The 24,327-nt window shown below is 58.8% G+C and carries 17 protein-coding genes; 3 read left to right on the top strand and 14 right to left on the bottom strand.

What is annotated here, in order from left to right; translation table 11 throughout:
- Positions 1-2 precede the first annotated feature (2 nt).
- Entirely contained in the window at positions 3-1,349 is a 1,347-nt protein-coding gene (locus NAT49_RS00990; protein ID WP_251589643.1) for a Na(+)-translocating NADH-quinone reductase subunit A, read from the bottom strand.
- Positions 1,350-1,619: 270 nt separating this feature from the next.
- The gene (locus tag NAT49_RS00985) at positions 1,620-3,065 is read right to left on the bottom strand and encodes a glyceraldehyde-3-phosphate dehydrogenase (protein ID WP_251589642.1); all 1,446 of its coding nucleotides are present in this window, start codon (positions 3,063-3,065) and stop codon (positions 1,620-1,622) included.
- Between the two features lie 418 nt (positions 3,066-3,483).
- Between NAT49_RS00985 and mfd the strand changes: the two genes are divergently transcribed.
- Positions 3,484-6,939 (top strand): transcription-repair coupling factor, encoded by a 3,456-nt coding sequence (gene mfd / locus NAT49_RS00980; protein WP_251591882.1) that lies wholly within the window; start codon positions 3,484-3,486, stop codon positions 6,937-6,939.
- Between the two features lie 94 nt (positions 6,940-7,033).
- Here mfd and NAT49_RS00975 read toward each other — a convergent pair whose 3' ends face one another.
- Genes NAT49_RS00975 through NAT49_RS00955 form a run of 5 tightly spaced genes read right to left on the bottom strand, consistent with a single transcriptional unit; the run spans position 7,034 to position 11,492 of the window.
- Positions 7,034-7,771, bottom strand: a complete 738-nt coding sequence (locus NAT49_RS00975) for an S-methyl-5'-thioinosine phosphorylase (protein ID WP_251589641.1) — start codon at positions 7,769-7,771, stop codon at positions 7,034-7,036.
- Positions 7,772-7,801: 30 nt separating this feature from the next.
- Positions 7,802-8,386: a hypoxanthine-guanine phosphoribosyltransferase gene (locus tag NAT49_RS00970; protein ID WP_251589639.1), complete on the bottom strand. Its 585-nt coding sequence runs from the start codon at positions 8,384-8,386 to the stop codon at positions 7,802-7,804.
- On the bottom strand, positions 8,379-9,791 hold the full coding sequence (locus tag NAT49_RS00965) for a mechanosensitive ion channel domain-containing protein (protein ID WP_251589638.1): 1,413 nt from the start codon (positions 9,789-9,791) through the stop codon (positions 8,379-8,381). The genes NAT49_RS00970 and NAT49_RS00965 overlap by 8 nt, the downstream gene beginning before the upstream one ends.
- A gap of 22 nt (positions 9,792-9,813) precedes the next feature.
- The gene (gene nagZ / locus NAT49_RS00960) at positions 9,814-10,854 is read right to left on the bottom strand and encodes a beta-N-acetylhexosaminidase (RefSeq protein ID WP_251589637.1); all 1,041 of its coding nucleotides are present in this window, start codon (positions 10,852-10,854) and stop codon (positions 9,814-9,816) included.
- Between the two features lie 26 nt (positions 10,855-10,880).
- Entirely contained in the window at positions 10,881-11,492 is a 612-nt protein-coding gene (locus NAT49_RS00955; protein WP_251589636.1) for a TetR/AcrR family transcriptional regulator, read from the bottom strand.
- Between the two features lie 95 nt (positions 11,493-11,587).
- Between NAT49_RS00955 and lexA the strand changes: the two genes are divergently transcribed.
- Entirely contained in the window at positions 11,588-12,217 is a 630-nt protein-coding gene (gene lexA / locus NAT49_RS00950; RefSeq protein ID WP_251589635.1) for a transcriptional repressor LexA, read from the top strand.
- 63 nt (positions 12,218-12,280) lie between these two features.
- On the opposite strand, the gene NAT49_RS00945 is transcribed toward lexA, so the two are convergent.
- On the bottom strand, positions 12,281-13,498 hold the full coding sequence (locus NAT49_RS00945) for an argininosuccinate synthase (RefSeq protein WP_251589634.1): 1,218 nt from the start codon (positions 13,496-13,498) through the stop codon (positions 12,281-12,283).
- Between the two features lie 189 nt (positions 13,499-13,687).
- On the opposite strand from NAT49_RS00945, the gene rnt reads away from it, so the two are divergent.
- Positions 13,688-14,353 (top strand): ribonuclease T, encoded by a 666-nt coding sequence (gene rnt / locus NAT49_RS00940; RefSeq protein WP_251589633.1) that lies wholly within the window; start codon positions 13,688-13,690, stop codon positions 14,351-14,353.
- Positions 14,354-14,458: 105 nt separating this feature from the next.
- Here rnt and rpsA read toward each other — a convergent pair whose 3' ends face one another.
- The 6 genes from rpsA to gyrA form a co-directional block, all read right to left on the bottom strand.
- A complete protein-coding gene (gene rpsA / locus NAT49_RS00935; RefSeq protein ID WP_251589632.1) occupies positions 14,459-16,144 on the bottom strand; it encodes a 30S ribosomal protein S1 in 1,686 nt (561 codons plus the stop codon).
- 173 nt (positions 16,145-16,317) lie between these two features.
- Complete coding sequence (cmk, locus tag NAT49_RS00930; protein ID WP_251589630.1) at positions 16,318-17,004, bottom strand: (d)CMP kinase; 687 nt, start codon at positions 17,002-17,004, stop codon at positions 16,318-16,320.
- Positions 16,997-19,243 (bottom strand): bifunctional prephenate dehydrogenase/3-phosphoshikimate 1-carboxyvinyltransferase, encoded by a 2,247-nt coding sequence (locus NAT49_RS00925; RefSeq protein WP_309619135.1) that lies wholly within the window; start codon positions 19,241-19,243, stop codon positions 16,997-16,999. The genes cmk and NAT49_RS00925 overlap by 8 nt, the downstream gene beginning before the upstream one ends.
- Positions 19,240-20,346 carry a prephenate dehydratase gene (gene pheA, locus NAT49_RS00920; protein ID WP_251589629.1) on the bottom strand — a complete coding sequence of 369 codons (1,107 nt, stop codon included), beginning with the start codon at positions 20,344-20,346 and terminating at the stop codon, positions 19,240-19,242. Before pheA ends, NAT49_RS00925 begins: the two co-directional genes overlap by 4 nt.
- 8 nt (positions 20,347-20,354) lie before the next feature.
- Positions 20,355-21,434: a 3-phosphoserine/phosphohydroxythreonine transaminase gene (serC, locus tag NAT49_RS00915; RefSeq protein WP_251589628.1), complete on the bottom strand. Its 1,080-nt coding sequence runs from the start codon at positions 21,432-21,434 to the stop codon at positions 20,355-20,357.
- 109 nt (positions 21,435-21,543) lie between these two features.
- Entirely contained in the window at positions 21,544-24,222 is a 2,679-nt protein-coding gene (gyrA, locus tag NAT49_RS00910; RefSeq protein ID WP_251589627.1) for a DNA gyrase subunit A, read from the bottom strand.
- Between the last annotated feature and the right edge of the window lie 105 nt (positions 24,223-24,327).

Raw genomic sequence — 24,327 nt, 5'->3', positions numbered from 1 at the left:
AATTAAGCCTCTTTCTCAATGGTCGCGAGATTGTCCCGCAAAATGGGACCGTACTCGTATTTTCCCGGACACACGTAGGTGCAGAGCGCGAGGTCCTCTTCGTCAAGCTCCAGACACCCAAGCTGCATCGCTGTCTCGATGTCTCCAACGATCAATGATCGCAGAAGCTGCGTCGGCAGAATATCGAGCGGCATGATGGTCTCATACGCACCGACCGGCACCATGGCACGTTCCGACCCATTGGTATTGGTCGTCGGTTTGTAGTCCTTGAGCCCGGTGATACGGGACATATAGATACCGAGCACCGAGTGCCGTTTGGTGCCGGGGGACATCCAGCCCATGAAGCTGTACTTGTTGCCCTCTTCGATCAAGGAGACCTGCGTATTGAAGCGTCCGAGATAGGCCTCGCTGCCGTGCGCCGTGCGCCCGCCAAATACCGAGCCTGAAATGACTCGCGTATCGTTAGGGTCGATGATTTCGCCCTCGAGCAGCTCATCAAGGCTTGCGCCCAAACGAGTACGCAGAAGGCGCGGCGACTTGGCACGCGGCCCGCCGACTGCCATGACACGCGTCATGTCCAGCTCGCCCTTGATGAACAGAGTGCCGAGTGCGATCACATCCTGATACCCGATGTGCCACACCTGACGGTTGAGCCCGACCGGCGACAGATAGTGAATGTGCGTACCCGGAAGCCCGGCCGGGTGCTTGCCGCTGAAGGTTTCGTAACGAACGCCATCGACAGCTTCGCCCACGGCTGCCTTGGGCGCATGGTTCACGAACACCTTGCCCGAGGTCAGGCGCTTGAGCACGGAAAGGCCATGCGCGAAATCGTCGGCCCGCTCATTGATAATGACCGACGGGTCGGCCGCCAGCGGATGGGTATCGATTGCAGTCACGAAAATGTCGGCCGGCTCGGCGTCAAGCGCCGGCACCTTGGAAAACGGCCGAGTTCGAAAAGCGGTCCAGAGCCCGGAGCTGACCAGTTGATCGACCACAGTCTTGCGCTCGAGCGTCGTGATCTGCTGAGCACTGTAGGCGGTATAGCGCACAGGATCGATCGACTCATCGATCCGAATAACGACCGACAGAAGGCGGCGTTTCTCTCCGCGATTGACGGCTACGACTTCTCCGGAGGCCGGCGCAGTGTAAACAACTCCGTCGGTTTTCTTGTCAGAAAACAGCGCCTGACCGCACGCGACCTTATCGCCTTCACGCACCAGCATGGTGGGCTTCATGCCCACATAGTCACTACCGAGAACGGCTACGTGACGGACTTCTCGACCCACCTCGATGCGCGACTCCGGCGCACCTGCGATCGGAAGATCCAAGCCTCGCTTGACTTCAATCATAGTCTCGCTCAATTGTCGGTTCTGATATTTCAGCACGGCATAACGGGAGAGCGTTGTGCCTTGAACGCGTCATCAAGCCCGGCAGCACCGGCCAGGGTTTCCCGATATCGTTATGAATCAGATGGTTGTTGCGAAGACTCGAATTAAACGAGCCCGGTAAAAAACCGCATTATTATAAAGAGGGAAGGCTCGAAAGGCCATCGGTTACGGGGGTGTAACCGAAATTCAGGGCATTATTTAAGACAAAAGTCGAATAATGCCCCGGAGGGATCACTGCTCTGGAAGCTCGACCAGGTTCTGACAGGCCATCTTTTCAACAAGACGAACGACCTGACAGCTGTAACCGTACTCGTTGTCATACCAGACGTACAAGACAATCTGGCGACCGTCGGCAATGGTTGCTTCACCATCGACGATGCCGGCGTGACGATTACCGACAAAATCCGAGGAGACAACTTCAGGCGAACAGACGTAATCGATCTGATGGCGAAGCTCTGAATGAATCGAAAGCTCGCGCAGATAGTCGTTCAGCCCTTCGCGATCGACGTCACTTTCAAGCGTCAGATTCAAGATCGCAAGTGACACATTGGGCGTGGGTACGCGAATGGCGTTACCTGTCAGCTTGCCATCGAGTTCCGGCAGCGCCTTGACAACCGCCTTGGCTGCGCCCGTCTCGGTAATGACCATGTTGAGCGCGGCACTGCGTCCACGGCGTGATGCCGAGTGGAAATTATCGATCAGGTTCTGATCGTTGGTGTAGGAATGCACCGTTTCCACATGACCGTGTGCAACGCCGTAACGGTCATTGACCGCTTTAAGCACCGGCGTGATGGCATTGGTTGTGCACGAGGCCGCCGAAAGGATGCGGTCATCTTCAGTCACGGCATTATCGTTGATGCCGACAACGATGTTCTTGAGGCTGCCCTTGCCCGGCGCGGTCAGAAGTGCCTTGGACACACCCTTGGCCGCCAGGTGTTTCTTGAGCCCGTTTTCATCACGCCATTTACCGGTGTTATCGATAATGATCGCATTATCGATGCCGTAATCGGTGTAATCGATGCTGGACGGGTCAGAGGCATAGATGAACTGAATGCGTTGGCCGTTAACCACCAGCGCATTGTGGTCATGATCGATCGAAATCGTACCCTGAAACGCACCGTGCACGGAATCACGACGCAAAAGGCTTGCACGCTTTTCGAGATCGCCGCCATCGCCGCGAACAACCACGGCACGCAGACGCATCTGACTGGAATCACCGTTTTCGATCATGATCCGCGCAAGCAGTCGACCGATACGGCCAAAGCCGTACAGCACCAGATCCTGGGGCGGAGCCGACAGGGTTTCAGGCGAATGTTTACCGATGATCGGTGCCAGCTCCTTTTTCAGGAACTGCATCGGATCGCTGTGACCGCCCTTTTTATAGGCCATCGCAAGCTTACCGAAATCGATTCGAGATGGCCCAGGCGACAGCTCCAGCAGACGCTTGACCAGCGGATAGGTATCGCGAATCGTCAACTCCGTACCCTCGACCTTGCGCACGAAGCGATGGTCCTTGAGGATTCGAATGACGGACTGCTGCGCAAGTGGCCGACCATACATCAGCGGGACAACTCGAAACTCGCGGTACAACCGACCGAGCAACGGAATCATTTCCTCGGCCATGGCCTCATGCGACTGCCAGGCCTGAAAACACGAATCGCTTGAAACGGGATTCATGGAAGGGGGTTCTCCTTGTGGGGGCTCTCTCTCGACGCCTGTGTTCCTTTCGTGCGTGTGCCAACTGTCTTTGTCTGGCACCGCCCACTGTTGTCGTGGCAATGACGGTTCATACCCTGGGTGTGAACGGGCAACCAAGCGATGCGGCGGATTATGAGTATTTACATGAGACCCGACAACCGCGGCATGGTCGTGCATGCTGTAGGCCTGCTACACCTGCCTGCCACTTGCCCCCATCAAATCACGCGCCAGGCACACCCGGTAGTTATAAGACTACATAAGGTGGCGATAGAGCCTGCAAGGTCTACAGTGTGGCTTTACACTACACGTACTCGACCTGGGCCCGGCATCGACACCTGCGTACGACCGCGCCCTTCAATCAGCGTGCAAAGGCCAGACAATCGTCGTGACAACCCGCATGTATAGCCCGTTTTCTCCCCCGCTTCCCAGTGGCAGCAAACAGACCTGCTATTGGGGCCCCCAGCATGGCAGCGCCTACGCTCTGGCACTCACTCAGTGGTCACGAGAGACCCGTGATCCGATCGTGGTCATCACCCCCGATACCGCCAGCGCCCAACGCCTTGAAAGCGACCTTGGCTTTTATGGCGCCGACCTTGAAACCGCCCTCTTTCCCGATTGGGAAACGCTGCCTTATGACAGCTTCTCACCGCACCAGGACATAGTGTCGGCGCGCCTTAAGCTGCTCAATCGGGTGCAGCGCGGCTTCAATGGCATCGTGATCGTTGCCATCAACACCCTGATGCAGCGCCTGCCCCCGGTGGACTTCGTCGCCATCCAGGCCATGACGCTTGCAACCGGTGATCGGCTCGAGCGCGAGCGCTTCAGACAAAGCCTGCACCGCGCCGGATACCGCGCGGTCGAAACCGTGTTCGAGCCGGGTGAGTATGCCTTTCGCGGTGCCTTGATCGACCTCTACCCGGTCGGCGGCGATCATCCGGTTCGCATCGACTTGTTCGACGACGACGTGGACAGTCTGCGCACGTTCGACCCGGATACCCAGCGCACAATCGACAAGATAGAGCGGCTCTCGCTGTTACCGGCTCATGAATACCCGCTGACCGAGGAAGGCATCGCTCGATTCCGGGAAGGCTTTGAAACCCGGTTCGATGTCGACCCGCGCCAGTGCCCGGTCTACGTCGATGCCTTGAAGGGCATCGCCGCACCGGGGCTCGAGCAGTACCTGCCGCTATTTTTCGAAACGACCTCGACGCTGCTTGATCATCTTCCAGAGGGCGCCTCGATCGCCCTTTATCAGCACACCTTCGAGGCGGCCGAAACGCACTGGCGCTCGATCGAAGCGCGCTTTGACAACCTCGGCGTGGACTCAACGCGCCCGCTTCTGCCCCCGGCCACGGCATTCGTGCCCGTCGCCGAACTGTTTGGCCAGTTCAACACGCGCCCCCGAGTTCAATGGGTCGAGGCCGATCACACTCACGCGCACTTGTTCGAAACCCACGCGCTTCCAGACGTCGCCATCGATGGGCGAAGCACCAAGCCACTAAGCCGAATCGAACAGGTGCTGGCCGACCACCCGGGGCAGCGGCTATTGCTGGTCGCCGAGTCTCGTGGTCGGCAGGAAGTGCTGCAGGACACGCTCGCCCCGCTGGGTCTGGATGTACCTGACCTCGATCACTGGCAGGCGTTTCTCGACAGCACCCACACGGTCGCGATGACCCACGGCGCCGTCGAGGCTGGCCTCTGGGTCGGCACGCCTCCCGGCATGCTGGTGTTGACCGAAACCGAGCTGTACGGCGATATCGTTCGACAAAGTCGACGCCGGGAAAAGGCAACCGACGACAGCGAAATGGCCGTGCGCCATCTCTCGGAGCTCAAGGAAGGCGCGCCGGTCGTGCATCAACAGCACGGCGTCGGCCGCTATCTGGGCCTTGAAACCCTCTCGACCGGCGGCCAGCAGGCGGAGTTTCTGACGCTCAAGTTTGCCGATGACGCGCGACTCTACGTGCCGGTGGATCATCTGCATCTGATCTCCCGCTACGCCGGTGCAAGCGACGAGCACGCCCCGCTTCACAAGCTGGGCTCAGAGCAGTGGACGAAAGCCCGCAAGAAGGCCGCAGAGAAAATTCGCGACACGGCCGCGGAGCTACTGGACGTCTACGCGCGCCGCGAAGCGCGTGAAGGCTTTGCCTGCCCCGCCCCGGATGACGACTACGCCCGCTTTTCTGCCAACTTCGCCTTCGAGGAAACACCGGATCAACGCAACGCCATCGAGGCGGTGATCAATGACATGACTGCCAAGCAGCCAATGGACCGCGTTGTCTGTGGCGATGTGGGGTTTGGCAAAACCGAAGTCGCCATGCGCGCGGCGTTTCTGGCCGTGCATTCGGGCCGCCAGGTCGCAGTGCTGGTGCCGACCACGCTGCTGGCTCAGCAGCACTTCGACACGTTCATCAACCGCTTCGCCGACACCGCCATCCAGATCGAGCTCATCTCGCGCTTCAACGCCGGCAAGGCGCAGAAGGCGGCGTTCGAGCGCATCGCCAATGGCCAGGCCGACATCGTCATCGGCACGCACCGCCTGCTCAGCAAGGAGCTCTCGTTCGATAACCTGGGGCTTGTGATCGTCGATGAAGAGCACCGCTTTGGGGTCAGTCAGAAAGAGCGCTTGAAGCAGCTTCGCGCCGAGGTCGACATTCTGACCCTCACGGCCACACCGATTCCAAGAACGCTGTCGATGGCCATGAGCGGCATGCGCGATCTGTCGATCATTGCAACGCCTCCGGCCAAGCGACTGTCGGTCAAGACCTTCGTCCAGCAGCGCAACGAAGGCGTGCTCAAGGAGGCGATCCTGCGTGAGCTCTTGCGGGGGGGGCAGGTCTATTACCTGCATAACGACGTCAAGACCATCGACGCTACCGGTGAGACGCTTCAGGAATTGATCCCCGAGGCCAGAATCGGCATTGCCCACGGACAAATGGCCGAACGGCAGCTCGAGCGCGTGATGTCGGATTTTTACCACAAGCGCGCCAACATTTTAGTGTGCTCGACGATCATCGAAACCGGCATCGATGTGCCCTCGGCAAACACCATCATCATCGAGCGCGCCGACAAGTTCGGCCTCGCCCAGCTTCACCAGCTTCGCGGACGGGTCGGGCGCTCACACCACCAGGCCTATGCCTACCTGTTGACGCCGCCGCCTCGGCAGATGACCAGTGACGCCAAAAAGCGCCTCGACGCCATCGCGCAGGCCGAAGACCTGGGAGCAGGCTTCACTCTTGCAAGCCATGACCTCGAGATTCGCGGGGCGGGTGAACTGCTGGGAGACGAGCAAAGCGGTCAGATCGAGACGATCGGCTATACCCTCTACATGGACATGCTCGACAGCGCGGTCAAGGCGATCAAGGCCGGCAAGACACCGAACATCGAGGCGCCTCTCAACGAGGGCGTCGACATCAACCTGAACGTTCAGGCGCTCTTGCCTCAGGACTACATTCGCGACGTTTCCCAGCGATTGATCATGTACAAGCGCATCAGCAACGCCGCCAACGAGGGTGAGCTCAAGGAATTGCAGGTCGAGCTTGTCGACCGGTTCGGCCTGCTGCCGGAGCCGGTCAAGAACCTCTTCCGCCAGGCTCAGCTCAGACAGCGCGCCGACCGTCTCGGCATCGTCAAGATCGATGCCGGCGACAAGGGCGGACGCGTTCAGTTCAGCGAGCACACCGCGGTCGACCCGATGACACTGGTCAACCTCATTCAAAGCAATCCGCTGATCTACAAGTTCGATGGCGCAAGTCTTCTTCGCTTCGAACAGGATCTTGCCACCGCCGAGGCGCGGTTCAAGGCCGTGGAAAGCCTGCTTGGCCATCTCAACCAGAAAACAGCCGAAACCGCATGACGCTCATAGCCGGTTTACGCCACGCGTGAAGCGTTCAACGCAAAACGGCCCGGTTGAAACCGGGCCGTTTTTTAAACGCGTTGCTTGAGATTCATCAGCAGCGGGTGCTGATGAGGGTCTCCAGAAGCCGGCGCGCACGCTCCATACCGCCCTCGAGTGCCTCGGCGATTTCTTCCATCGTGATTTCATCCTCACACACCCCGGCTGCCGGGTTGACCACCAGCGACAGCGATGCATACGGAAGCTCGAGCTCCCGTGCCAACGCCGCCTCCGGCATGCCTGTCATTCCGACCAGCGTGCAACCATCACTTGCCATGCGCGCAATTTCAGCCGCAGTCTCAAGCCGGGGCCCCTGAGTGACGCCGTAAACGCCTTCCTCGATAACCGCCTGGCCACAATGACGCCCCGCCTGACTTAGCGCGGCCCGAAGTGCTCCATTGTAGGGCCACGAGAAATCGATGTGTTTCAACGGCTTGAAGCGGCCATCGAAAAACGTGGCTTCGCGCCCGTGGGTGTAATCGATCAATTGATCCGGCAGGACCAGATCGCCCGGCGCCAGGGCGGGATCGATGCCCCCAACGGCGTTGACGCCAACAACACGGGTCGCACCGGCCTGCTTCAACGCCCAGAGGTTGGCCCGGTAGTTGATCTTGTGCGGCGGCACCTTGTGCGGATGACCATGACGGGCGATGAACAGCACATCCTGCTCATTGATCCGCCCTTGAACCACGCCTGCCGAAGCGGCTCCGAGCGGGGTTTCGCTCGCGAAATTCTTGACCACTTCAAGCCCCGGCATTTCAGTCATGCCGGTTCCACCCACGATCGCAAGCATGTCGCTTCTCCTTGATGGTATCGAGCGGGGTTACAGCCCCTTGGGCGCAAAAATGCCCGGCGCATTGCGCCAATAGCCTTTGTAATCCATGCCGAAGCCGAACACGTAACGGTCCTCCACATCGAGGCCGCAGAAATCGGCCCGAAGGCCAGGAACGGCCTTGCGGTCATGGCGCTTGTCCACGAGCACCGCGCTCGAGACGCTCTCCGCGCCGGCAGTACGGCAATAGTCGAGAATGGCGGCAAGCGTGGTGCCTTCATCAAGAATGTCATCGACGATCACGACATGACGCCCAGCCATTGGAATCTCCGGCGAAACGCGCCAGAAAAGCTCCCCGCCACGGGTGTCGCCACGATAGCGAGTGGCGTGCAGGTAGTCGACTTCCAGGGGAAATCCGAGACGGGTCAACAGGTGCCCGGTCGTGATCAGCCCGCCATTCATGACACAGTAAAATACCGGCAGTTTGTCGCCGAGCTGTTCTTCGAGCGCCGCGGCCATGGCATCGAGCGCCGCCTCGAGCTCCGATTGTGAAATCAGGCAGTCGGCCTCGTCCATCATGGCGCGCATGTCGTGGTAATGACGTTGATGATCGGTAGACAAAGGGGAATCAGGCATCTTCGGCATCTTGGGTTGAATTTGAGGAGGCGTCGTCATCGCTTGGCCCTTGACGGGGCCCGCGCGTTGACCGACGCGTGTTCGACCGGGTCTGGCCTGACCGGGTCGCGCCCGACCGATTGGCCTTCGAGCGGTTGGCCGAGCTGGTACGACCGGAATTCGACTCAGATGACCCCTGGCGTCTGGACGTCTCGGCATCATCCTCGTCGGCGGTTCCGGCCTGCGCGTCGTCTGGGTCGTTCTGCTCGTCATCCGGCTCGTCGTCGGACGAATCGGGCGCATCATACCCTTGTGAACGCTCGACCGCGACCGGCGTCGCCATATGAAGCTTGGACAACGGCAGCGCAAGCTCCGCGCCCTGGTCATAGACAATATCGCGCACACCGAGAAGCACACGGTGCTTGATGTCGTGGAACCGCTGCCAGTCGATCTCTTCAGTGAAGGCGTACACCATGATGTCGAGCGAGTAATCACTGATCCCATTGAAACAGACCGTGATCGATTCATCGTGATCGATATCGTCCATGTCCTGAAGCATCTGACGAATGGCGTCAACGATCGGATCAATGTGCTGCACATCTTCATAGCGAACCCGAATCGTTTCCCAGATACGCCGACTGATCATACGACTCGGGTTTTCGACCACAATGCGACTGAAAATCGCGTTTGGCACGTACAGGGGCGGCCCCGGAAAGGTGCGAATACGAGTCAGGCGCCAGCCGATGTCTTCAACGACACCTTCGATTTCACGATCGGGCGAGCGCACCCAGTCTCCGACCTTGAACGGCCGATCGACGTGCACCACCATCCCGCCGAAAAAATTCGCCAAAAGATCTCTGGCCGCGAACCCGGCCATCAGACCGCCAAATCCCCCGAAGGCGAGCACACCCGAAAGCGATACGCCAAGAATCTTGAGCCCCCATAGTCCGACCACAGTAACCAGTACGGCACCGAACACCTTGGTCAGAGCGTCCATGGTGGTTTTTTCAAGGGGCTTGACGTTGCTGTTGGCGGGCGGATTGACCATTCGCGGTTCAATGCGAGAAATGAACCGCCACCCAAGCCACCCGAAGAGCATCAGCGACAGCAGCTCGATGACCGTGGGCATGTACTGGCTTACCCAGGGCGCCTCAAAGTGCGCACCGATGAACAGAACGACGGTGGCCAGGGCCATCATCCAGATCCAGACCCTGAACGGCGCTCGAAACGACGCGACCAGTACATCATCCCATCGGTTCGACGTCTTCTGAAGGCGTCGCTCTACCGGTTTCAACACGAAATAGAACAGCAGGTCGACCGCAATGGCCACGCCAAGTGCGATCAGCGGCATCTCGAGCCAGGCAGGAATACCCAGCACATCGACGGCGTCGCGGAGCTGGTCGAAAAAAGCGAAGAAGCCATCCATGGCAACCTCCGAAGTTAGGAATTCAGGATACGGGCGTATCCGACGTCGCCATGGCTTCGAGTCTGGCGTGCGTCTTGCGCCAACGACACAACGCCTCTAGCGCATCCAACTCGGGCCGGGCACGCGCGAAGCGTAGCCGACTCAGCTTCTTGGAGGGCTCGGTCAACTGTGACTCGAACGCCTCGACGATCGAACGCGCGCCTGCACGATCATTGCAGATCAGCGGCAAGTCACAGCCAGCGGCCAGCGCCTGATGCGCGCGCTCAAGCGGCGTGCCGGCGCCGTGGGCCCCTTTCATCGAGAGATCATCGGAGACAATCACGCCCTTGAAACCGAGACTCTCACGCAAGAGCCCTAGCCAGGACGGCGAAAACCCGGCCGGCCGAGCATCGAAGCTTGGGTAGCTCACATGGGCCGGCATGATGGCGGCAAGCTTGGGCGCCAGCTGCTTGAACGGCACCAGATCGTTGGCCTCGATCTCCTTGAAGGGCCGCTCATCGACCGGCAGCGTCTCGTGGGAGTCCGTATTTACGTGGCCATGCCCCGGATAGTGTTTACCGCAGGCAACCATGCCGGCCTCCCCCAGGCCCTCGATAAAGGCGCCAGCCAAGGCGACCACCGTATCAGCCTCATCTGAAAACGCACGATTACCGATGGCCGGGCAACGGTCGCTATCCAGATCAAGCACGGGCGCGAAGGAAAAGTCGATGCCGACTGCGGCCATTTCCATGCCGAGCAGCCAGCCGGCATCCCGCGCAGCGCCGGCGGCGACTGCGGCCCCTTGCGCCTTGGCCATTTGACCGAAGGCACCCATCGGCGGCAGACGCGTCACGCCGCTGATTAGACGCTGGACGCGCCCACCTTCCTGATCGATCGCGATCAAAAGCGCCCCGTTGACCGAGCGGATATCCTGACAAAGCGCCTTGACCTGGCTGGCATGTTCGATATTTCGGGAAAAAAGAATAACGCCTGCGACGGCTTTGGACTCAAGCAACCGACGCTCATCATCGGTAAGCCTGGGGCCTTCAAGGTCCAGCATGATCGGTGCGACAGGGTGTGTCATAAAAACAGTCTCTTCTTGATAATGACTCAAGCACGAAGCGCGGCAATCGCCATGGGACGAATCGTTTGCGCCAATGCCCGGATAGAGGCCTGCGACGCATTGGGGGCGGTCATGCCACGAAGCGTATCCAGACTCGACAGCGTAAATACCACCGACCCCAGCAGAAAGTGCAGACGCCAGAAGCGTTCCTGCCCATCGAGCTCGGGCGTCGCCTTGGCCATCAACGACATGAACTGCTCGAACAATACTGCGTAATGCGTTTGAACATACGTTCGCAGATCGCCCTGTTGCTGAGTGTAGGCAAGTCCAATCAGCTTCATGAATACACGCAGATCACCGTGGCTTGACGGCGTATTCAAGGCACAGTGCATCAGTGCATCGACAAGCTCTTCAAGCGTCGGGGTGCGCTCGGCCCACTGAGCAAGCGTTGTTTGAAAAAGTTCGGCAAACGGATCGAAATGGCGACTGAACACCGACTGGATCAAGGCGCTCTTGGAGCCAAAATGGTAGTTGACTGCCGCCAGATTGACGCCGGCACGCTGGGTAATCGCACGCATGGACGTCTCGGCAAATCCGTGCTCCACAAAAAGTGCCTCCGCGGCGTCGAGAATACGCTCGGCAGTAGTGACTTCGACCATAGATGCTTTGTCTCTCTTATCCCTTGACTGGCTTGGCAGCGGGCAATTAACTGGATAAAATCACAGGCTGTACACCCTATCACCACGGAGTCGTCATGACACGCCCACTGACAGCACGACAGCAAGAAGTCTACGACTTTATCCGTCGAACGCTCCAAGATCATGGCTACCCGCCCACCCGCGCTGAAATCGCTGCGGCATTAGGGTTTCGTTCGGCAAACGCCGCCGAGGAGCACCTTAAAGCGCTCAAGAAAAAAGGCGCCATCGACATGATCCCCGGCACCTCTCGTGGAATTCGGCTTCCGCAACTCGACGAACCTGCTCCGGAAGGCCTTCCTGTTGTCGGTGAGGTCGCAGCGGGCTCGCCCATTCTTGCCGAGGCCCACATCGACCGATACTGCCCTCTGCCAGCTGACTACTTTACACCAACCGCCGATTACCTGTTACGCGTGCGCGGGCTCTCGATGAAAAATGTCGGCATTCTGGACGGCGACCTGCTGGCGGTGCATCGCACTAGCGATGTGCGCGATGGTCAAATCGTGGTCGCCCGAATCGATGATGAAGTCACGGTCAAACGGCTTCAGCGCACCAACGGCATGATTCATCTGCGGGCGGAAAACGATGCCTTTGCGCCGATCGAAATCGATCCGACCACGCATGAGTTCTCCATCGAAGGCATCGGTGTGGGCATCATTCGAGGCGGTGACAACGCCGGGCTTCACTAACAAGACCGGCGCATCACCTCATAAAAAAGCCTCCCTCGGGAGGCTTTTTTCGTCGAAAAACGCTTATTCGCCGCGTCCCTTCGTGGCTGCAATTCGAAGTCGAAGCGCGTTGAGCTTGATGAAGCCCTCTGCATCCTTCTGATCGTAGGCACCTGCGTCATCTTCGAATGTGGCGATAGAGGCATCGAAGAGTGAGTCGTCGGACTTGCGGCCAACCACAGTCACGTTGCCCTTGTAGAGCTTCAGCCGGACAACGCCATTGACGACGTCCTGAGTGTTGTCGATCGCAACCTGAAGCATTTCACGCTCAGGGCTCCACCAGTAGCCGTTATAGATGACCTTGGCGTACTTGGGCATCAACTCGTCTTTCAGATGCGCGGCTTCTCGGTCGAGCGTGATCGACTCAATCGCCCGGTGGGCACGCAGCATGATGGTGCCGCCCGGTGTTTCATAGCACCCGCGCGACTTCATGCCGACGTAACGGTTCTCGACAATATCGAGTCGACCGATGCCGTTCTCACCGCCGACCTTATTCAGATGCGAGAGCACCTCATGCGCCTTCATCGGCTGGCCATCAATGGCGGTGATGTCGCCACGCTCATAGGTCAGCTCGATATAGGTGGGCTGATCCGGTGCAGCTTCCGGGCTTACGCTCCAACGCCACATGTCCTCTTCGGCTTCTTCCCACGGATCCTCGAGGTTGCCACCCTCATAGGAAATGTGAAGCAGGTTGGCGTCCATGGAATACGGCGATTTTTTCTTGTTGGTCGAAAAATCGACCGGGATATTGCGCTCTTCGCAATACGCCATCAGCTTCTCGCGGGAATTCAGATCCCACTCGCGCCACGGCGCGATGACCTTCACGCCAGGCTTCAGTGCGTAGGCGCCCAGTTCGAACCGGACCTGGTCATTTCCCTTGCCCGTTGCCCCATGGGCGATGGCATCGGCCCCGGTTTCATTGGCAATTTCGATAAGACGACGCGCAATCAGCGGCCGCGCAATCGAGGTACCTAAAAGGTATTCACCCTCGTAGACCGTATTGGCACGAAACATCGGGAAGACATAATCGCGCACAAACGTTTCACGCAGGTCCTCGATGTAGATTTCATTGACACCCAAGGCTTCCGCTTTCGCACGCGCAGGCTCAACTTCCTCCCCCTGCCCCAGATCGGCCGTAAAGGTGACTACTTCGCAGTCATAGGTATCTTTCAACCACTGAACAATTACCGAAGTATCCAACCCGCCGGAATAGGCGAGTACGACCTTCTTGACATCGGACATGCTGCTCTCCTTGTTGATGATGACGAGGTGGGGCAACAGCACCTGACCCACCCAAGCCTTGATGTTCTCTGCAATTATAACGAGCGACCCGGACTTCGAATACCGCAATCGCCACGCGTGAGACGCTTATCCACTTACCTGTTACACTTGGCGCGACATACTTCCCGGTCACCCACTTAAGGACACCCTATGACCGACGCCAACCCAATGGGCGCGATGGCGCGACGTTTTCGCGGCTTTCTGCCCGTGGTGGTCGATCTGGAGACTGGCGGATTCAATGCGAAAACCGATGCCATTCTCGAAATTGCGGCAACACTTCTGACCATGGACGATCATGGCAACCTGTTGCCGGACAGCACGCATGCCTTTCATGTCACACCCTTCGATGGTGCAAATATCGAACAGGCCGCGCTCGATTTCACCGGCATCCAGCTCGATAGCCCGTTTCGCAAGGACATCTCCGTCGATGAAAAGACAGCGCTTGAAAGCCTGCTCAAACCCGTCCGCAAGGCCGTCAAGTCACATGGTTGCACACGTGCCATCCTGGTCGGACACAACGCTGCCTTCGACCACGGCTTTCTGAACGCAGCCAATGAACGTCAGGGCATCAAACGAAACCCGTTCCACCCGTTTTCAAGTTTTGACACGGCAACACTTGCTGGATTTGTTTACGGTCAGACCGTTCTGGCACGCGCCTGCCGCGCCGCAGGCATTCCGTTCGACAATCAGGAAGCACATTCAGCCCGTTACGACACCGAGCGCACGGCCGACCTCTTTTGCGCCATGGTCAATCGGTACAAGGATCTGGGCGGATGGAACATGACGCTTCAGGAACAGGGAATGGACGACCTCTAGGTTAAGTCACGGCATCGCAAGACGTTCGCCGCTCATGCTTCACATGGGTTGGCGACATAAAAAAAGCCGCCCAAATGGGCGGCTTTTTCGTTAGCGGCTATGGACTCAGGAATCCTGTTCCATTTGCTGCTTGATCAGATCACCGATGGTAGTCGGGCCGGAGGTCGTGCCTTCCGGCTCCTGATCGCGCATGGTGCGCATGGTCTTGCGTGTGTCGGCCTGTTCCTTCGCTTTGATGGACAGGTTGATGACACGGTTCTTTCGGTCAACGTTGGCAATGCGGGCTTCGACGCTGTCGCCTTCGTTTAGAACGTTGCGTGCATCTTCCACACGGTCAGCACTGATCTCGGAGGCCTTGAGCACAGCGATAACGTCTGTTGCCAGCTCAACATAGGCTTCCTTGGCATCTACCTCGACAACACGACCGGTAACCAGTGCGCCCTTGTCGTTTACGGCGAGGTATTCAGAAACCGGGTCGCTCTCGAGCTGCTTGATACCCAGAGAGATGCGCTCACGCTCGGGGTCGATAGAAAGGATGACGGCTTCAGCTTCGTCGCCTTTCTTGTAGTTGCGCACTGCTTCTTCACCGGTCTCGGACCAGGAGATGTCAGACAGGTGCACCAGACCGTCGATGCCGCCATCAAGACCGATGAAGATACCGAAATCGGTAATGGACTTGATGGTACCAGTGACGCGGTCACCCTTGTTGAAGTGAGAGTTGAACTCTTCCCACGGGTTCGGAGTGCACTGCTTGATGCCGAGCGAGATACGACGACGCTCTTCGTCGATATCAAGAACCATGACGCCGATGTCGTCACCGACCTGAACAACCTTGGACGGATGAATGTTCTTGTTGGTCCAGTCCATTTCGGAGACGTGAACCAGACCTTCGACACCCTCTTCGAGCTCGGCGAAGCAGCCGTAGTCGGTCAGGTTGGTTACGCGTGCTGTAACCTTGGTGTTTTCCGGATAACGACCCTTGATGTTGACCCAGGGATCTTCGCCCAGCTGCTTGAGACCAAGAGAAACGCGGTTGCGCTCACGATCGAACTTCAGAACCTTGACGTTGATTTCATCGCCAACAGCTACGATTTCGCTCGGATGCTTGATGCGCTTCCAAGCCATATCGGTGATGTGCAGCAGGCCGTCAACGCCACCGAGGTCAACGAACGCGCCGTAGTCGGTGAGGTTCTTGACGATACCGTTGATCTGCTGACCTTCCTGAAGCGTTGCCAGCAGCGCTTCGCGCTCGGCACTGTTTTCAGCTTCAAGAACAGCACGACGGGAAACGACAACGTTGTTGCGTTTCGGATCGAGCTTGATGACCTTGAAGTCCAGCTCTTTGTTCTCGAGGTGCGCGGTATCGCGAACCGGACGAACGTCTACCAGTGAACCGGGCAGGAACGCACGAATGGAATTGACATCGACGGTAAAACCACCTTTGACCTTCCCGTTGATGATGCCCTTGACGACTTCATCGTCTTCAAACGCAGCTTCCAGTTCTTTCCAGGCTTCCGCGCGCTTCGCTTTTTCGCGCGACAGGCGAGTTTCGCCAAAGCCATCTTCGACGGCTTCCAGAGCGACCTTAACTTCGTCGCCGATGCCGATCGTCAGTTCACCATTTTCGTTTTTGAACTGGGCGGCCGGAATTTGGCCTTCAGACTTCAGTCCGGCGTTAACAGTGATCCAGTCGCCGTCAACATCCACAACGGAGGCCATGACGATTGCGCCCGGCTCCATATTGATGTCCTGAAGTGACTGTTCAAACAGTTCAGCAAAACTTTCGCTCATGATGTTCCTATATCTCAACGTGAAGCGGTGTTTACCGCTATCTCTCCGCGCCACCAGCAAGCACGGGCCAATCGACTTTCCCCGGGGGCGTTAACGCTGGTTCGACGTACGCAGATTTCCAGAGTTCTATCTGCGCACCCCATGACACCTGGCCGGGGCCTTTTAATGAATGACTACACGATATGTCGTTTGGAGATCAATGCAGTGATTCGTGTGATGACGTCTTCGATGGAAAGCTCGGTGGTATCGAGCGTAACAGCGTCTTCGGCTGCAACCAGAGGCGAGGACGATCGATTCATGTCCCGATCATCGCGCGCTTTTATCTCTTCCAGAAGATCGGGCAGGCTAGCATGTATGCCCGCCTCCTGCAACTGACGGTGGCGTCTGCGCGCTCGCTCATCGGCGCTTGCCGTAAGAAAGATCTTGAGCGAGGCATCCGGAAAGACAACCGTTCCCATATCACGGCCATCGGCCACCAAACCCGGCGCCTTGGCAAAGTCACGCTGGCGTTCCAAAAGCGCGCTGCGCACCACTGGATAGGCCGCAATCCGTGAGGCAATCGCACCAATGGCTTCATTGCGAATCGCCTGACTTACGTCATCGCCGCCCAAAAGTATTCTGGTTCCGCCATCGACTGGAATGAAATCGATTTCAAGCTCGGACGCCGCATGAGCGACCAGCGCCTCATCGTCGATCGGCAGCTGGCGACGCTCGCAGTCGAGCGCAGCCAAGCGATAGATCGCTCCCGAATCAAGAAGATGCCACCCAAGCGTCTCTGCGATACGACGGCTGATCGTACCCTTGCCCGCACCGCCCGGCCCATCGATTGCAATTACCGGCGCCATCGCTGAATCACTCATCGCTCTCCTCGGCACTGATGCGCATGCCGAGTCGTTCGGCAAGCTCGAGAAAATTGGGGAAGGACGTGGCCACATTGGCGCAGTCGCGAATGGAGATCGTTTCACTGGCGTTCAGCGCCGCCACGGCAAAGGCCATCGCGATTCGGTGATCACCCAGGCTATCGACGACGCCACCCCCGTACTTACCCCCCACGATATCGATGCCATCGTCGACCACCGTGTGTTCGATCCCGAGTACGGCCATGCCGTCGGCCATCGCCTGAATACGATCGGACTCCTTCACACGAAGCTCTTCCGCCCCGCGAAGGCGTGTCATCCCCTCGGCATTGGCGGCCGCAATGAACAGCACCGGAAACTCATCGATGGCCAGCGGCACCTGATCCTCGGGTATATCGATTCCCTTGAGCCGTGCATGACGGACATGCAGGTCCGCGACCGGCTCGCCACCGACCTCGTGCTGATTTTCGAGTGTAATGTCCGCGCCCATGGCCTTCAGGATATTGATGACCCCGACGCGGGTCGGATTGATTCCGACATGTTCCAACACCAGATCAGCGTTGGGCGTGATCGACGCAGCCACCAGGAAAAACGCTGCCGAGGAAATATCCGCCGGCACATCGATTGGGCCACCGCGCAGCGTACCGCCGCCGTGCAAGGTCGCGACCGGGCCCTGCTTGTCGACCGCAAAACCAAACCCATTGAGCATGCGCTCGGTATGATCACGGGTCGGTGCCGGCTCGGTCACGCGCGTCTCACCATCGGCGTACAGCCCCGCCAGTAGAACGCAGGACTTCACCTGCGCGCTCGCCATCGGAAGTTCGTAATCAATGCCCTTGAGCGCTTGACCGCCTCGAATTGTCAGCGGCGGTCGCCCACCCTCGGCGGACTCGATGTGCGCCCCCATCAAGCGCAGCGGGTCAACCACGCGCCCCATCGGACGCTTGGTCAGCGAGGCGTCCCCTGTCAGCTCGGTATCAAATTCCTGCCCGGCCAGAAGCCCTGCGAAAAGACGCATCGCCGTACCGGAGTTACCGACATACAGGGGGCCATCCGGTTTCTTGAGCCCATGAAGGCCCACGCCATGAATGACCACACGCCCCTGATCCGGACCCTCGATCGCAACGCCCATCTCACGAAAGGCCTGGAGGGTCGCAAGACTGTCCTCACCTTCAAGGAAACCATCCACCTGAGTCACGCCGTCGGCCAGCGCGCCAAGCATGATGGCACGATGAGACATAGACTTGTCGCCCGGCACGCGAATGCGCCCTTCGACGGCCCCGCCGGCCTGGGCACGATAGGTAATGCTGCGTTGTTCCATCGACTGATAACTCGACTGATTCAAGAGTGTTTCAAAGTAATGCCGAGCGTGGCTCGCGCGCGAAAAGATCGAAAGCATAGCGTCGCCATCGCTTGACTCAACAGCGCACCTCAAACGCGCCACGCCCTGTTCGAACTCATCAAGCGCATCCAGCACGGCCGTCTTGTTGGCCATGAACACATCGCGCCACATGACCGGGTCACTGCCGGCAATGCGGGTAAAATCACGAAACCCGCCTGCGGCGTATTGAAATATTTCGAGCCGCTCATCCTGACGCGCCAGCGTATCGACCAGTGAAAACGCCAGAAAGTGCGGAAGATGACTGGTGCGCGCCAAAACATCATCGTGGTGTTCGACGCTCATGCTCAACACCTGCGCGCCGAGGCGCTGCCAGAGCGATGCCACCAGCTCGAAGGCCTCGCTCCGATTGGTCGCCTCAGGCGTCAAAATCACATTGTGATTGGCATAAAGCGTCGGGTTTGCCGCTTTGACGCCGCTTTTCTCAGACCCCGCAATCGGGTGCCCAAGCACTACATTATCCGGTACATGCCCGAACACCCGGCATACGCTTTCGCGCACCGCGGCCTTGGTGCTGCCAACGTCAGTCAGAACCAGCGCATCATGCCACACCGGTGTAAGTGCACGAAGCACCTGCTCAACGGCAAGCACGGGAACACATACAACGATCAGATCGGCCTCTCGCCCCATGGCCTCGATCGACCCGAACGCATCGATGATTCCCATCGACCGTCCGACCTCGAGTTCATCATGGCAGGCATCGCTTGCAAGAATCCGGCCCTTGAACCCCTGTGCTTTCAGTCCCGCAGCAATGGAGGCACCGATCATGCCAAGCCCGATAATCAGAATCGAATCGGTATGTTCAAGCACTCGCGGTGTGGATGCAGGCGCGGCCGATGTCACAGAACACCCACCGGATAGGACCCCAGCACCTTCAAATCCGCCGTACGCTCAGAGGCCTCGGCAAGCGCTGCCTTGACCCGTTCATCATCACCATGCCCTTTGAAATCGATAAAGAAGACATAGCTCCAGGCACCGTTATGCGACGGCCGACTCTCCAGGCGCGTCATGTCGATGCCATGGCGGTGAAACGGCTCGAGCAGATCATGCAGTGCGCCCGGCTGGTTACGCATGGCCGCCACAATGGATGTCTTGTCGTCGCCGCTTGGCGGCACATCGTGGGTGCCGATGATCAGGAATCGGGTCGAGTTGTCGGGCTGGTCCTCGATCTTTTCGGCCACCCGCTCAAGCTCATAGCGCTTCGCCGCCATATCGCCCGCGATCGCGGCGCTGTGCCACTCACTCTTGACCAGGCGCGCCGCCTCGGCGTTGGAAGATACCGCGACCCGTTCGGCATGGGGGTAGTGGGCATCGAGCCACTTGCGGCACTGCGCTAGCGACTGACTGTGCGAGTAGATGCGTGAAATCTGGTCACGGCGCGTGCGCTCGGACACCAACAGATGGTGGTGAATACGAAGCACCACTTCCCCGTTGATCTTGAGTGACGGTGAGGCCATGAACGAATCGAGCGTGTGGCTGACAATGCCTTCGCTTGAATTCTCGACCGGCACCACGCCGTAATGCGTCGCGCCCGCCTCGACCTCTCGAAAGACCTCGTCGATCGCATTGGTCGGCACCGGCACGGCACTGCCCCCGAAATGCTTGAGCGCGGCCTGCTCGGTAAAGGTGCCCTCGGGCCCCAGATAGGCCACACGAACGGGCTGCTCAAGCGCCAGACACGAGGACATGATCTCGCGAAAAAGACGCGCCATTTCCTCGTTACTCAAGGGGCCGTCGTTGAGCTCCATGACACGTCTAAGCACGCGCGCTTCGCGCTCGGGCCGGTAGAACACTGCACTCGGGTCTTCGGTCAGCTTGACGCTTGCAACCTGCTGCGCGCAGCGAGCGCGCTCGCTGATCAATGCGAGAATGTCGCTGTCCAGTTGATCGATACGCTGACGAAGCGATTCCAGGGAATCGCTCGTGCTTGAAGAAGAATCGGTCATGCTCGCTCCTAACCGTGTCGGCGCTCGAAATCGGTCATGAACTCGATGAGCGCGTCCACGCCTGATTCCGGCATTGCGTTATAGATGCTGGCGCGCATGCCGCCAACGCTTCGATGCCCTTTCAGCGCAAGAAGCCCCGCCGCCTCGCTTTCGGACAAGAACGTCGAATTGAGCGCGTCATCGGCAAGCGTGAACGGTACGTTCATGATCGAACGGCTGCGCTCGACAATGGGGTTATTGTAAAGCCCGCTGTTGTCGATCGCCTGATAGAGCTTGGCCGCCTTGCGGCGGTTGATCTCGGCCATCGCCTCGACCCCGCCCTGCTCTTTCAGCCATTGAAAGACAAGCCCAGAGAGGTACCAGGAATAGGTCGCCGGAGTGTTGTACATCGAGCCATTGGCGGCCATGAGCTGATAGGAGAGCATCGATGGAATGCTCGACTGCGCACGGTCGAGCAGGTCGTTTCGAACGATCACCAGCGTAATGCCGGCCGGGCCGATGTTTTTCTGAGCGCCTGCGTAGATCACGCCGAATTTCGACACATCGACCGGCGTCGACAGAATGGACGACGACATGTCGCAGACTACCGGCACATCCACCTCCGGCACGTGATCGAACTGCAGACCGCCGATGGTTTCGTTATCGGTGTAATGCAGATACGCCGCGTCGTCGGTAAGCGAAAGGCTGCCCTGAACCGGGGCTTCGGTGTAGTTATTGGCATCACTTGAGGCAATAACCTCGGCCCCCACCAGATGCTGAGCTTCCTTATAGGCCTTCTGGGACCAGATGCCGGTATCGATGACGTTGGCCCGACCGCCCTTGCCGGTCAGATTAAGCGCGGTGGCCGCAAACTGCGTCGCGGCGCCCCCCTGGACAAACAGCACGCTGTAATTGTCCGGCACTCCCATCAAGTCGCGGAAGTCAGCTTCTGCCCGGTCGGCAATCGCCATATAATCCGCGCTTCGATGACTCATTTCCATGACCGAAAGGCCCTTGCCCTGATAGTCGAGCAACTCGGCCTGAGCGCGCTCGAGCACGGCCTGCGGAAGCGTTGCCGGGCCCGAGCAGAAATTAAAGTGTCTCGTCATCTGACAAGCGTCCTTCCAACTGAACGAACGGGTCCCCCGCTCGCTGATTCACCCTGCAGGCAAGGCCTGCCTGAAAAAGCGGGCAGTGCACGCACCACCCGCCCCCTGTTCATGCCTCGGAATCGTCCGACTCGAGCTCGGACGCGTCTTCTTCCGACGCTTCCAGCTCCGTTTCGTCCGGAATCAGATCGTCGAGACGCACCGTCGCCACGAGCTGCTCCCCTTTCGAGGTCCGAATCAGCGTCACCCCCTGGGTATTGCGCGAGCTGATCGAAACTTCCTCGACACGGGTACGCACCAGAGTGCCCCGGTCGGTAATCATCATCATCTCATCAAGCGCGGCCACCTGAATTGCGGCAACCAGCGGGCCGTTACGCTCAGAGGTCTGCATCGCGATAACGCCCTGCCCACCTCGGCCACGAAGCGGGAATTCCTCGAGCCGGGTACGCTTGCCATAGCCGTTCTCGGACGCCGTCAGGATGTAGGCCTGACTCTGCTGATCGCCCGACAGCGGCTCATCGGCGTCGACCGAGTCGTCGTCGGCCGAGTCATCGATGGTGGTCGATTTTGGAATAATCAGGCTGATGACCTTGGCATCGCCCGTTAGGCGCATGCCTCGAACACCGCGCGCCGTTCGCCCCATCGAGCGTACGTCCGTTTCATCGAACCGGATGGCCTTGCCGTTGGACGAGCACAAAATGGCGTGATCGGTACCGGAGGTAATCGCGGCCCCAACCAGGCGGTCACCCTCATCGAGATCCAGCGCGATCAGACCTGCACTTCGGGGGCGCGAGAACTGGTCGAGACCGGTTCGCTTAACGGTGCCGTTGGCGGTTGCAAAGAAGATGTAGCTGTCGGCGCGGTATTCCTTGACCGGCAAGATCGCGGTAATCCACTCACCGTCATCAAGTGGCAGCAGATTGACCAACGGCTTTCCGCGCGAGCCACGGGAGGCCTGCGGCATCTCATAGACCTTGAGCCAGTAGACCTTGCCCTTGTCGGAAAAGAGCAGCACGGTGTCGTGGGTCGAAGCCACCAGCAGATGCTCGATGACGTCTTCATCCTTCATGCTCGTTGCCGACTTGCCGCGCCCGCCGCGTTTCTGGGCCTGATAATCCGACAGCGGCTGCGTCTTGGCATAGCCCGAGCGTGAAATCGTGACCACCATGTCCTCTTCGTTGATGAGGTCTTCGATGGTCAGGTCCTTGCGACTGGTCTGGATCTCGGTCAGTCGAGCGTCGCTGTACTGATCGCGAACCGCCTCAAGCTCTTCGCGGATCACTTCCATCAGCCGATCGGCGGAGGCCAGAATGCGCGTTAATTCAGCGATCTTGTCCAGAATGGACTTGTACTCGTCCAGAAGCTTTTCGGTTTCAAGCCCGGTCAGGCGGTGCAGACGCAGTTCCAGAATCGCCTGAGCCTGGGCCGGCGTCAGACGGTATTCCGTGCGGTTTTCCGAAAGGCCGCGACCCGGTTCCATGTCGTCCGGCTCGCAAGCCGAGGCGCCAGCACGGTCGAGCATGTCGAGCACCTGACCGGGCTGCCATACGGCATTGATCAGTTTTTCCTTTGCCTCAGACGCCGACGGGGACGCCTTGATCAGCTCGATCACCTCATCGATGTTCGAAATGGCAACCGTCAGACCTTCGAGCAGGTGCCCGCGCTCCTTGGCCTTTCTGAGCTCATAGAGCGTTCGTCGGGTAACGACTTCACGGCGGTGGCGAATGAAGGCTTCAAGCAGCTGCTTCAGGTTCAGCGTCTTGGGCTGGCCGTTATCGAGCGCGACCACGTTGATGCCGAACACGGTTTCAAGCTGCGTCTGAGCGAACAGGTTATTGACGATGACGTCGCCGTTTTCGCCCCGCTTGGTTTCAATCACCACACGAAGGCCTTCTTTATCCGACTCATCGCGGAGTTCGGCAATGCCTTCGATGCGTTTTTCCTTGACCAGCTCGGCGATCTTTTCGATCAGTCGTGCCTTGTTGACCTGATACGGAAGCTCGGTGATGACAATGTGGTCGCGGCCGGTCTTTTCATGATGCTCGACCGTGTGACAGGCGCGCACATAGATACGCCCACGCCCGGTACGGTAGGCATCCATGATGCCGGCTCGGCCGTTGATGATGCCGCCGGTGGGGAAATCCGGGCCGGGAACATACTCCATCAGATCATCGACGGTAAGCTCGTGATCATTGATGAGCGCGAGGCAGGCATTGATGACCTCGCCCATGTTGTGCGGCGGAATATTGGTTGCCATGCCGACCGCAATGCCGGACGCGCCGTTGACCAGCAGGTTCGGCACCCGGGTCGGCAGCACGTCTGGGATGCGCTCGGTACCGTCGTAGTTGTCGACCCAGTCGACGGTTTCCTTTTCCAAATCCGAAAGCAGTTCATGCGACAGGCGCGCCATGCGCACCTCGGTATAGCGCATCGCGGCAGCACTGTCGCCGTCGATCGATCCGAAGTTGCCCTGGCCATCCACCAGCACATAACGCATCGAAAAGCTCTGCGCCATGCGTACGATGGTGTCATAAACCGCGCTATCACCATGGGGGTGATATTTACCGATCACGTCGCCCACGACACGAGCGGATTTCTTGTATGGCTTGTTCCAGTCGTTGCCAAGCTCATGCATGGCAAAAAGCACCCGTCGGTGAACGGGCTTGAGGCCATCGCGAACATCGGGCAGCGCGCGCCCGATGATGACGCTCATGGCGTAATCGAGGTAGGACTGCTTAAGCTCGTCCTCGATGTTGACTGGCAGAATCTCTCTGGCGATCTCACCCATGGGTCGTCGAATCCTTTAAACAGCGTCCGGCAGATAGACAGGCCACGCATCCCGGCACGTCGAATTACCGAAGTACGTAAGCGGTGCGACTCATCGTCTACCGAC

Origin of the sequence: Larsenimonas suaedae (genome assembly GCF_023712105.1) — a bacterium.
GTDB classification, from domain to species: domain Bacteria; phylum Pseudomonadota; class Gammaproteobacteria; order Pseudomonadales; family Halomonadaceae; genus Larsenimonas; species Larsenimonas suaedae.
The sequence above is the reverse complement of the archived record's forward strand: the minus strand, read 5'-3'. Positions and strand labels throughout refer to the sequence as shown.

Coding starts and splice junctions, on each gene's coding strand:
- NAT49_RS00990 (WP_251589643.1), bottom strand. CDS start 1,349: ATGATTGAAGTCAAGCGAGGCTTGGATCTTCCGATCGCAGGTGCGCCG.
- NAT49_RS00985 (WP_251589642.1), bottom strand. CDS start 3,065: ATGAATCCCGTTTCAAGCGATTCGTGTTTTCAGGCCTGGCAGTCGCAT.
- mfd (WP_251591882.1), top strand. CDS start 3,484: ATGTATAGCCCGTTTTCTCCCCCGCTTCCCAGTGGCAGCAAACAGACC.
- NAT49_RS00975 (WP_251589641.1), bottom strand. CDS start 7,771: ATGCTTGCGATCGTGGGTGGAACCGGCATGACTGAAATGCCGGGGCTT.
- NAT49_RS00970 (WP_251589639.1), bottom strand. CDS start 8,386: ATGCCTGATTCCCCTTTGTCTACCGATCATCAACGTCATTACCACGAC.
- NAT49_RS00965 (WP_251589638.1), bottom strand. CDS start 9,791: ATGGATGGCTTCTTCGCTTTTTTCGACCAGCTCCGCGACGCCGTCGAT.
- nagZ (WP_251589637.1), bottom strand. CDS start 10,854: ATGACACACCCTGTCGCACCGATCATGCTGGACCTTGAAGGCCCCAGG.
- NAT49_RS00955 (WP_251589636.1), bottom strand. CDS start 11,492: ATGGTCGAAGTCACTACTGCCGAGCGTATTCTCGACGCCGCGGAGGCA.
- lexA (WP_251589635.1), top strand. CDS start 11,588: ATGACACGCCCACTGACAGCACGACAGCAAGAAGTCTACGACTTTATC.
- NAT49_RS00945 (WP_251589634.1), bottom strand. CDS start 13,498: ATGTCCGATGTCAAGAAGGTCGTACTCGCCTATTCCGGCGGGTTGGAT.
- rnt (WP_251589633.1), top strand. CDS start 13,688: ATGACCGACGCCAACCCAATGGGCGCGATGGCGCGACGTTTTCGCGGC.
- rpsA (WP_251589632.1), bottom strand. CDS start 16,144: ATGAGCGAAAGTTTTGCTGAACTGTTTGAACAGTCACTTCAGGACATC.
- cmk (WP_251589630.1), bottom strand. CDS start 17,004: ATGAGTGATTCAGCGATGGCGCCGGTAATTGCAATCGATGGGCCGGGC.
- pheA (WP_251589629.1), bottom strand. CDS start 20,346: ATGACCGATTCTTCTTCAAGCACGAGCGATTCCCTGGAATCGCTTCGT.
- serC (WP_251589628.1), bottom strand. CDS start 21,434: ATGACGAGACACTTTAATTTCTGCTCGGGCCCGGCAACGCTTCCGCAG.
- gyrA (WP_251589627.1), bottom strand. CDS start 24,222: ATGGGTGAGATCGCCAGAGAGATTCTGCCAGTCAACATCGAGGACGAG.